This is a genomic window from Hubeiibacter jixunmingi (assembly GCF_041928215.1).
Taxonomy (GTDB): domain Bacteria; phylum Pseudomonadota; class Gammaproteobacteria; order Pseudomonadales; family Moraxellaceae; genus Acinetobacter.
In genome coordinates, this window is sequence record NZ_JBHFHK010000067.1 from 1 (window position 1) to 10,678 (window position 10,678).

Consider the following 10,678-nt stretch of genomic DNA (forward strand, 5'->3'; position numbering starts at 1 on the left):
CGCTAGTATCATTTGTCGGTAGTCTTGTGAGTATGCCATAGTTATATTGTACCAATTTTATTTTTCTTTTGCTATACACAAGAGAACCAGTTATTAGCCGTATAGGCGACTTAGAAAGTTATGTCTCATACGTATTGACTAGCCTAGTTGTTATTAGCCGTATAGGCGACTTAGAAATTGCCATGCTTGAATTGCTTTCCATAGCAAATGTTATTAGCCGTATAGGCGACTTAGAAAACATAATATAATCCTCTTGGTTAGGGTTAGTGGTTATTAGCCGTATAGGCGACTTAGAAAAGTAAACGAGTCAAAACGTGTTCAGAATGAAAGTTATTAGCCGTATAGGCGACTTAGAAATGCAAAGCGTAAACCGTGTGCTGCGACTTTATGTTATTAGCCGTATAGGCGACTTAGAAAACTAGACTGGGAATTGTACGAGTTCGCAGGTAGTTATTAGCCGTATAGGCGACTTAGAAAATAAGTAATGCAAGCAGTACGCCAATTGCTATGTTATTAGCCGTATAGGCGACTTAGAAATGTTTTGGGTAATGTTATGCCAACAGTAAACAGTTATTAGCCGTATAGGCGACTTAGAAAATATCATCAAAGACGCTTTTCAGCATTGTTACGTTATTAGCCGTATAGGCGACTTAGAAAAACAGCCTACACAACGGCAAAATTTACCAACAGTTATTAGCCGTATAGGCGACTTAGAAAAAAACAGGATTGTGTTTTTGCCCTTTTGCATCGTTATTAGCCGTATAGGCGACTTAGAAATAAGGGTTATATGGATGTATATAGTGATATGCGTTATTAGCCGTATAGGCGACTTAGAAATTCAGCGAATCAAAAAGGGGGCGGGCGAAAAAGTTATTAGCCGTATAGGCGACTTAGAAAGCACAGCATGACCGCTGGCATGCGACGCTCAAGTTATTAGCCGTATAGGCGACTTAGAAATGAACTTTCACTTAACGCCATTTCAACAAAAAGTTATTAGCCGTATAGGCGACTTAGAAAAACAATTGCATGACATGATACAAGGGTACACCGTTATTAGCCGTATAGGCGACTTAGAAACTACAAAACCTTGACGCTGAACGAATGCGTAAGTTATTAGCCGTATAGGCGACTTAGAAAAAATCACGACTAACGGTAGCTACAGACCAAACGTTATTAGCCGTATAGGCGACTTAGAAAAATTAGGATAAATGGGTGTGAGCATAGGGGAAGTTATTAGCCGTATAGGCGACTTAGAAAAGTGCGTTCTTTGCACATCTCAATTAGCTCTTGTTATTAGCCGTATAGGCGACTTAGAAATTATAGTAGTTACGTCTATCGCGTACCCAACCGTTATTAGCCGTATAGGCGACTTAGAAAGTTCTAGGTTACTATGACGAAAGTCGTTATGAGTTATTAGCCGTATAGGCGACTTAGAAACAATATTCCCAGTCGTCCCAACCCGGTGTAATGTTATTAGCCGTATAGGCGACTTAGAAAACATTCCAAACCCAAATCGGGAGAAATTTTTCGTTATTAGCCGTATAGGCGACTTAGAAATGACGGGGATACATGGCATCATTAATTTCTAGGTTATTAGCCGTATAGGCGACTTAGAAATCTAAGCTTTCTAAGGCCGCAGTCATAAAATCGTTATTAGCCGTATAGGCGACTTAGAAAGCAGGGTCGTAACCAATCCAAACAGGGCGATTGTTATTAGCCGTATAGGCGACTTAGAAATTTCTTGTGTCGGTATGTTTACTCTCTTTTTCGTTATTAGCCGTATAGGCGACTTAGAAAAAGACTGCCCCGCACACCAAAATGATATCTACGTTATTAGCCGTATAGGCGACTTAGAAAAACTGTACAAGACCGACGGTAAAGTACTTGACGTTATTAGCCGTATAGGCGACTTAGAAAACGGCTAATATCATCTATATTTCTATCTAAAAGTTATTAGCCGTATAGGCGACTTAGAAATTCTTCGCTTGTAATGCGATATTTACCTGCTAGTTATTAGCCGTATAGGCGACTTAGAAATCACTTGGTGTGGTCGGCTGTGTAGTAGAATCGTTATTAGCCGTATAGGCGACTTAGAAATGAGGTAGCTCCTGTCCAATCCGTACCATGGTGTTATTAGCCGTATAGGCGACTTAGAAATCACACTTATACTATTCATGCTGACCCTACACGTTATTAGCCGTATAGGCGACTTAGAAACGAAGATGAAAAAACTACCGAAGAAAAAGCTAGTTATTAGCCGTATAGGCGACTTAGAAAGTCCAGCTTCATTCCCGCAATGCCCCCAAATAGTTATTAGCCGTATAGGCGACTTAGAAATGCTATCTAACTCATGTAAACAGTCCTTATTCGTTATTAGCCGTATAGGCGACTTAGAAAGCACCATTCTTAGGGTCAGCGTGATAACCCCAGTTATTAGCCGTATAGGCGACTTAGAAAGATAACGATGTATGAGGCGTCCCAAGCCAAACGTTATTAGCCGTATAGGCGACTTAGAAAACCAAATATTGCACAGGTAGCTCATCAGTATTGTTATTAGCCGTATAGGCGACTTAGAAAAGTTACTGTGGTCGTTTATTAGTCGCATTTGAGTTATTAGCCGTATAGGCGACTTAGAAAGCTTGTCGTTGTCAAGCGGAAAGCTGTGATTTGTTATTAGCCGTATAGGCGACTTAGAAATGCTTTGCAGATTATGGGCGGGACATTTACCCGTTATTAGCCGTATAGGCGACTTAGAAAAACTGAACACTAAGCAAAAAGGTGATTATTATGTTATTAGCCGTATAGGCGACTTAGAAATTAGTAAGTTTGGCAAGTTTAGCGATTTTGTCGTTATTAGCCGTATAGGCGACTTAGAAATACAAGGCGACCCACTTAATCTAGCCTGTTTGGTTATTAGCCGTATAGGCGACTTAGAAAAAGAGGATTATATTATGAAGATATATGTTGGCGTTATTAGCCGTATAGGCGACTTAGAAATTGTAGGTACTGCTTAGGATTAGATAAAATCAGTTATTAGCCGTATAGGCGACTTAGAAAGATGAGACTGCTGGAATTGTCTACCACCTTAGGTTATTAGCCGTATAGGCGACTTAGAAAGTGAGGAAGCAGACGAGGCGAAGGCTAGCATCGTTATTAGCCGTATAGGCGACTTAGAAATGTAGCCGATGCCCTAACTGAACCCTTGACCAGTTATTAGCCGTATAGGCGACTTAGAAATACGAATGGTAGTGGTGCTACGCTATGAATTTGTTATTAGCCGTATAGGCGACTTAGAAATTTATGATATGATAAAGGACGCCGTGCAAGAAGTTATTAGCCGTATAGGCGACTTAGAAATAAGCAGTACCTGCAAGGCGACCCGCTTAATCGTTATTAGCCGTATAGGCGACTTAGAAATGCTCGCTTTATCAATGGCGGTGTTGGCATTTGTTATTAGCCGTATAGGCGACTTAGAAAATTCACGTTCTGTAATGTGTTGTCAAGTGCAGGTTATTAGCCGTATAGGCGACTTAGAAAGAGAGTAATGCAAGTGAAGTGGCTGAACTTAAGTTATTAGCCGTATAGGCGACTTAGAAACGATATTCTCGTGAGGGGGCGACCGAAATCGCGTTATTAGCCGTATAGGCGACTTAGAAAAGCACTAGACATTAGGCATTAGACATTAGTTTGTTATTAGCCGTATAGGCGACTTAGAAAGATTGATTGTCAAGCTGGCGACAAAGAATGCGGTTATTAGCCGTATAGGCGACTTAGAAAACAGCTATTGAGTGATGCTAAGATGAATTGACGTTATTAGCCGTATAGGCGACTTAGAAAAAGTTGATTGATAATTAACATTCTTAATTACTGTTATTAGCCGTATAGGCGACTTAGAAAACGGTCAAAATGAGTTGCCAAGGACGGTCATTGTTATTAGCCGTATAGGCGACTTAGAAAAGCAGCTAAGCAAAACGCTAAATTTCTATTGCTATCATGCAAAAATATTTACAGCAAATACGACTACACGTAAGATAGACGACAATATTGAATTTTTTTGAGCAAAATCATGCAAGATGCTACACAGCAATTTATAGGCACGGGTGAATATATCGCAACCGAGAGTTTGAAGTTAGCAGTTCAAGCTGCACGTACATTACAAAAACCGCTACTCATCAAAGGTGAACCGGGTACAGGCAAGACCTTATTGGCAGAGCAAGTGGCACAAAGTTTAGGTATGCCATTAATTACATGGCATATCAAATCCACCACCAAAGCCCAGCAAGGCTTATATGAATACGATGCGGTATCACGTTTGCGAGATAGTCAGCTTGGTGATGACCGTGTCTATCATATTGAAAATTATATTAAACAAGGTAAATTATGGCAGGCGTTTGCCCATGACGAGCGTTGTGTATTATTGATTGATGAGATTGATAAAGCGGATATTGAATTCCCGAATGATTTATTACATGAATTGGATAAGATGTCATTTTATGTATATGAAACAGGGCAGACCATCACCGCCAAGCAACGTCCGATTATTATCATCACATCTAATAATGAAAAAGAATTGCCAGATGCCTTTTTGCGTCGTTGCTTTTTCCATTATATCGATTTCCCAGATCAAGAGACTATGAAAGCCATTATTGCGGTACATTTTGATGGACTGCAAGAACGTTTGGTCGATCAAGCTTTGGCTGTATTTTATGGTATTCGAGAAGTGCGTGGTTTGAAAAAACCGCCATCTACATCGGAATTGGTGGATTGGTTAAAATTGCTGATGGCAGATGAAAATCAAGCCGATGCCTTGTTTGATGGCAATGACGCATTACCGCCAATGGTTGGGGCTTTGCTTAAAAATGAACAAGATGTCAATCTGTTAAAACGTTTGGGATTGATGTTTAAGTTTAATCAATAACATAACGATCAATATTTTAGAATGATTAGCCGTATTTTAACTCATAATCAGAATATTGCTAATCATTCCACAATGGTTCTAAAAGTCAAATTGATTCTAGGGGTGGTGATCTTTTTGCTTTGTGGTAATCGGTGTAGCCAATGGGTTTGCGTGGTGTCTTTCATTACCAATAAACTACCATGCTGTAAAATTAATTCTACTTTTTCGCCCGTTTGTTTGTGTTTAAAGGCAAATTTGCGTTCTGCACCAAAGCTTAACGATGCTATCGCACCATCTTTTTTTAGGTCAGTCTCACCATCACTATGCCATGCCATCGATTCATCACCATTGTGATATAAATTCAGTAAGCAAGAATTAAAGCTTTCGCCTGTTTCCTGTTCGATGATTTTTTTCAATTTTAATAAGGCTTCCGTCCATGGTAAAGCCTGTTTGGTGATATTGGAATATCGATATTCAAAAGGCTTGTCGCCATACCAAGCCACTTTGCGTTTGGTGATAAAATGCTTGCCAAAAATCACTGCTTCATCATTTCGCCATGCAATGCTATCAAATAAAATTTGAAAATAATGGTCGGCATCCTGTTGTGAAAATAATTTGCCATAATAATTCACCGTACCATCTTGCGGTAGCCAATTTTTAGTGCGGTCTATAGTATCTTCAAAAAGCGACATGACTTATTTCCAAGAGATTTTTACTTCGATTTTGGATTTTAAGAGATATTCTTCAGTACCACAAATATTGTTATTGAATTACACGCATTGATTGAGTCGGGTACAAAAAATAGCGTATGATGTTGATGATTTCATTCGACCATGAATTTTGAGAAAAATTGTGTTTATCAAATTATTTTACACTTTACGCACTTACGGTGTACCTGTATCGACCCGAGAATTGTTAGATTTGCATGCAGCATTGGACGCAGGTTTGGTATTTACCGATCAAGAGCAATTTTATCAATTAGTGCGTCTATGTATGGTCAAAGATGAAAAACATTTTGACAAATTCGACCGTGCCATGGCGGATTATTTTCACGGTGTGGATAGCCTTGATATTGATGAGCTGATGAATAAGTTGGGACATATTCCCAAAGAATGGCTAGAGCTGAAACTTGACCCAAAAAATCTCACCGAAGAACAAAGACGCTTACTCAAAAAATACGGCTCTTTGGAAGAATTGATGAAAGCCTTGCAAGAACGCTTAAATGAACAAAAAGGACGCCATCAAGGTGGTAATAAATGGGTCGGTACAGGCGGAACGTCACCGTTTGGAGCCTATGGCGATCATCCCGAAGGTATTCGCGTGGGTGGTGAAAGTCGCAAACGCAGTGCGGTCAAAGTGTGGGAACAAAGGCAATATCGTAATTTGGATGATGAACAAATTTTACAAACCCGTCAAATGCAAATGGCGTTACGACGGTTAAGACGTTTTGCACGGCAAGGCATTGCGGAAGAATTGGATATTGATGCCACGATTCAGACCACAGCAGAAAAAGGCATTTTGGATATTCAACTTCGCCCAGAACGGCAAAATGGCGTCAAAGTTTTAATGTTATTTGATATTGGTGGTTCGATGGATGATTATATTGAACAATGCCAACAGTTATTTAATGCCGCACGGTTTGAGTTTAAACGCTTGGATTATTTTTATTTTCATAATTGTATTTATGATTATGTGTGGACTGATAATGCTCGCCGTCATGAAAGTCGTATGGCAACGATGGATTTGTTGCAACGTTATGGCAAAGATTATTGTGTGATTATTGTTGGTGATGCCAGTATGGCACCTTATGAAATTACCACAGTTGGCGGTTCGGTTGAATATATGAATAATGAAGCTGGGGCGGTGTGGCTACAGCGAGTACAGCAACATTTTGATAAAGTCGCTTGGCTTAATCCACAAGATGAAAAATATTGGCAATATACCCATAGTATCAGTATGATTCAGCAGATTTTTCAGCAAAAAATGTACCCAATGAGCTTGCAAGGTATTGATCATATGACACGTTATTTGGCGAAGTAGTTGGTTCTAATTTTTAAAAATCAAAATATATGCATTTTTCATCCTTAGTCTGAAAGCAACATGAATTGATCATGCCATAATTGAGTAAAAAAGACGATTTAAAATACGATGCATGCGAGATAAAATCGACAATAAGTGCTGTTTAAATCTAAGGCAAATAAGCGAGTGATGCTGACTTGACTTAAATTTGACAAAGGCTTAAAATAGTACGTCCCTAAAAGTGTCTATAGATAACATGGGTTATTTTGGATAATTTTGGGGTTGTTTAATCAACGGGAGAATTGCCACATGGCAACAACAAATCAGTTGATCCGTAAGGGTCGTACAACTTTGGTTGAAAAATCCAAAGTTCCAGCGTTGAAGGCTTGCCCACAACGCCGTGGTGTATGTACTCGTGTTTATACGACTACACCTAAAAAACCTAACTCAGCAATGCGTAAAGTGTGCCGTGTACGTTTGACTTCAGGCTTTGAAGTATCAAGCTACATCGGTGGTGAAGGTCACAACCTTCAAGAGCATAGCGTAGTATTAATCCGTGGTGGTCGTGTTAAAGACTTACCAGGTGTACGTTATCACACTGTACGTGGTTCTTTGGACTGTGCTGGTGTTAAAGATCGTAACCAATCACGTTCAAAATATGGTGCAAAACGTCCTAAGAAATAATCAATTTTTGATTAATCTTAACGTTTAATGCTGTTTCGCTTATCAGAACCCCGTCAATGTTCTATATCAATTTGAGCTTATCGGCTCTGAAATAAGCGACGTAGTAAGGCCAGCGTAAGCACACGACACTCGTGCTTTCTGTTGGATTATCCTGAAGTGTCATAATTTATAGGTGTTAAAATGCCAAGACGTCGCGTTGTCGCTGCCCGTGAGATCCTTCCAGATCCTAAGTTCGGTAGCCAAACTATTGCCAAATTCATGAACCATGTTATGCAAGATGGCAAAAAATCAATCGCTGAAAGTATTGTTTACGGTGCATTAGACCGTGTACAAGAAAAAAACAAAGTAGACCCAGTTGAATTTTTCGAAACTACTCTTGAAAAAGTTCGTCCTATGGTCGAAGTAAAAGCACGCCGTGTTGGTGGTGCTACTTATCAAGTTCCTATGGAAGTACGCCCATCCCGTCGTACTGCTTTAGCGATGCGTTGGTTGGTAGATGCTGCTGCGAAGCGTTCTGAAAAAACTATGGCATTACGTCTTGCTGGTGAGTTGCTTGATGCAGCTGAAGGTAAAGGCGCTGCTGTGAAAAAACGTGATGATGTGCATCGTATGGCTGAAGCCAACAAAGCATTCTCACACTACCGTTTCTAAGCGGATAAAACAGGTTTTAGTATCTCAACGGCATTTTGATTATTTGGATGGTTTGAAAAAAATATTTGAAGAATTAAGATGCCCCTGTTTTAAAACAAAATTTTAGGAATGTAAAATGGCTCGCCAAACTCCAATTACTCGTTACCGTAATATCGGTATCTCTGCACACATCGATGCAGGTAAAACTACCACAACAGAACGTATCTTGTTCTACACAGGTGTATCTCACAAAATTGGTGAAGTACATGATGGCGCTGCGACCATGGACTGGATGGAACAAGAGCAAGAACGTGGTATTACCATTACTTCTGCTGCAACAACTTGTTTCTGGTCAGGTATGGGTAACCAATTTGACCAACACCGTATCAACGTAATTGATACCCCAGGACACGTTGACTTCACGATTGAAGTGGAGCGTTCTATGCGTGTACTTGACGGTGCATGTATGGTTTACTGTGCAGTGGGTGGTGTACAACCGCAATCTGAAACTGTATGGCGTCAAGCTAACAAGTACCAAGTACCACGTCTTGCTTTCGTAAACAAGATGGACCGTACTGGTGCAAACTTCTTCCGTGTTGTCGAACAAATGAAAACACGTTTGGGCGGTAATCCTGTACCAATCGTGATTCCAGTTGGTGCTGAAGACACATTTACTGGTGTTGTTGACCTTATCGAAATGAAAGCAATTATCTGGGATGAAGCATCTCAAGGTATGAAGTTCGAATATGGCGACATTCCAGCTGACTTAGTTGAAAAAGCTCAAGAATGGCGTACCAACATGGTTGAAGCTGCTGCTGAAGCATCTGAAGACTTGATGGACAAATACTTGAACGATGGTGACTTGTCTAAAGAAGAAATCATAGCTGGTTTACGTACACGTACGTTGGCATCAGAAATCCAAGTTATGCTTTGTGGTTCTGCATTTAAAAACAAAGGCGTACAACGTATGCTTGATGCAGTAATCCAATTCTTACCATCACCAACAGAAGTGAAGCCAATCGAAGGTGTACTTGACGACAAAGCTGAAACAAAAGCGACGCGTGAAGCATCTGACGAAGCACCGTTCTCTGCATTGGCATTCAAAATCATGAACGACAAGTTCGTAGGTAACTTGACTTTCGTACGTGTTTATTCTGGTGTATTGAAGCAAGGTGATGCGGTTTATAACCCTGTTAAATCTAAACGTGAACGTATTGGTCGTATCGTACAGATGCACGCTAACGAACGTGAAGACTTGGAAGAAATCCGTGCAGGTGATATCGCTGCGTGCGTAGGTCTTAAAGACGTTACTACTGGTGATACATTGTGTGATGAGAAAAACATCATTACGCTTGAACGTATGGAATTCCCAGAGCCAGTAATTTCATTGGCTGTTGAACCAAAAACTAAAGCTGACCAAGAAAAAATGTCTATCGCTTTAGGTCGCTTGGCGAAAGAAGATCCTTCATTCCGTGTTTACACTGACGAAGAATCTGGTCAAACGATTATTGCGGGTATGGGTGAGTTACACTTAGACATCATCGTAGACCGTATGAAGCGTGAATTCGGTGTTGAAGCGAACATTGGTAAACCAATGGTAGCGTACCGTGAAACTATTCGTAAGATGGTTGAGCAAGAAGGTAAATTCGTTCGTCAAACAGGTGGTAAGGGTAAATTTGGTCACGTTTATGTACGTTTAGAACCAATGGATCCAGAATCTGAAAAAGAATACGAATTCGCTGAAGAAGTTGTTGGTGGTGTTGTACCAAAAGAATTCTTCGGTGCGGTTGATAAAGGTATTCAAGAACGTATGAAGAATGGTGTCTTGGCTGGTTACCCAGTTGTTGGCATCAAAGCGACATTGTTTGATGGTTCTTACCATGATGTCGACTCTGATGAATTGTCATTTAAGATGGCAGGTTCTTACGCGTTCCGTGATGGTTTCATGAAAGCTGATCCAGTTTTACTTGAACCAGTCATGAAAGTTGAAGTAGAAACTCCTGAAGACTACATGGGCGATATCATGGGTGACTTAAACCGTCGTCGTGGTATGGTTCAAGGTATGGATGACTTACCTGGTGGTACAAAAGCAATCCGTGCAGAAGTACCACTTGCTGAAATGTTTGGCTATGCAACGCAAATGCGTTCTATGTCACAAGGTCGTGCAACGTACTCAATGGAATTTGCAAAATATGCAGAAACTCCACGTAACGTTGCTGAAGGTATCATCGCTAAGTTCCAATCTGGCGGTAAAAAAGGTGACGATGAGTAATCTTTCGGTTAATATAGAAAGATAACTTATTGCAAGTTTAATTTAAAAACTAAACTGCCTGTATATTGAATCTCAAATACAGGCTTTACACAGGAAAAGATTATGGCTAAGGCTAAATTTGAACGTAATAAACCACACGTAAACGTGGGCACTATCGGTCACGTTGACCATGGTAA

Annotated in this window: 6 protein-coding genes, 1 pseudogene and 1 CRISPR repeat array; of the genes and pseudogenes, 6 read left to right on the forward strand and 1 reads right to left on the reverse strand. The window is 40.2% G+C overall.

Annotated features, from left to right (window positions below; genetic code table 11):
• Positions 1 to 89 precede the first annotated feature (89 nt).
• Positions 90 to 3,957: a CRISPR direct-repeat array (repeat unit 28 nt; unit sequence GTTATTAGCCGTATAGGCGACTTAGAAA).
• A gap of 109 nt (positions 3,958 to 4,066) precedes the next feature.
• Positions 4,067 to 4,918 carry an AAA family ATPase gene (locus tag ACEYX7_RS09375; protein ID WP_374803879.1) on the forward strand — a complete coding sequence of 284 codons (852 nt, stop codon included), beginning with the start codon at positions 4,067 to 4,069 and terminating at the stop codon, positions 4,916 to 4,918.
• 62 nt (positions 4,919 to 4,980) lie between these two features.
• Here ACEYX7_RS09375 and ACEYX7_RS09380 read toward each other — a convergent pair whose 3' ends face one another.
• Positions 4,981 to 5,589, reverse strand: coding sequence for an alpha-ketoglutarate-dependent dioxygenase AlkB family protein (locus ACEYX7_RS09380; RefSeq protein ID WP_374803881.1), 609 nt, complete (start codon positions 5,587 to 5,589; stop codon positions 4,981 to 4,983).
• Positions 5,590 to 5,749: 160 nt separating this feature from the next.
• Between ACEYX7_RS09380 and ACEYX7_RS09385 the strand changes: the two genes are divergently transcribed.
• The 5 genes and pseudogenes from ACEYX7_RS09385 to ACEYX7_RS09405 all read left to right on the forward strand — a co-directional run.
• On the forward strand, positions 5,750 to 6,937 hold the full coding sequence (locus ACEYX7_RS09385) for a vWA domain-containing protein (RefSeq protein ID WP_374806906.1): 1,188 nt from the start codon (positions 5,750 to 5,752) through the stop codon (positions 6,935 to 6,937).
• A gap of 288 nt (positions 6,938 to 7,225) precedes the next feature.
• Positions 7,226 to 7,600, forward strand: a complete 375-nt coding sequence (gene rpsL, locus ACEYX7_RS09390) for a 30S ribosomal protein S12 (RefSeq protein ID WP_000246374.1) — start codon at positions 7,226 to 7,228, stop codon at positions 7,598 to 7,600.
• Between the two features lie 180 nt (positions 7,601 to 7,780).
• On the forward strand, positions 7,781 to 8,251 hold the full coding sequence (gene rpsG, locus ACEYX7_RS09395; RefSeq protein WP_374803893.1) for a 30S ribosomal protein S7: 471 nt from the start codon (positions 7,781 to 7,783) through the stop codon (positions 8,249 to 8,251).
• Between the two features lie 115 nt (positions 8,252 to 8,366).
• Positions 8,367 to 10,502: an elongation factor G gene (fusA, locus tag ACEYX7_RS09400; protein ID WP_374803895.1), complete on the forward strand. Its 2,136-nt coding sequence runs from the start codon at positions 8,367 to 8,369 to the stop codon at positions 10,500 to 10,502.
• A gap of 102 nt (positions 10,503 to 10,604) precedes the next feature.
• Positions 10,605 to 10,678 (forward strand): annotated as a pseudogene (locus ACEYX7_RS09405) (hypothetical protein); the annotation flags it as partial.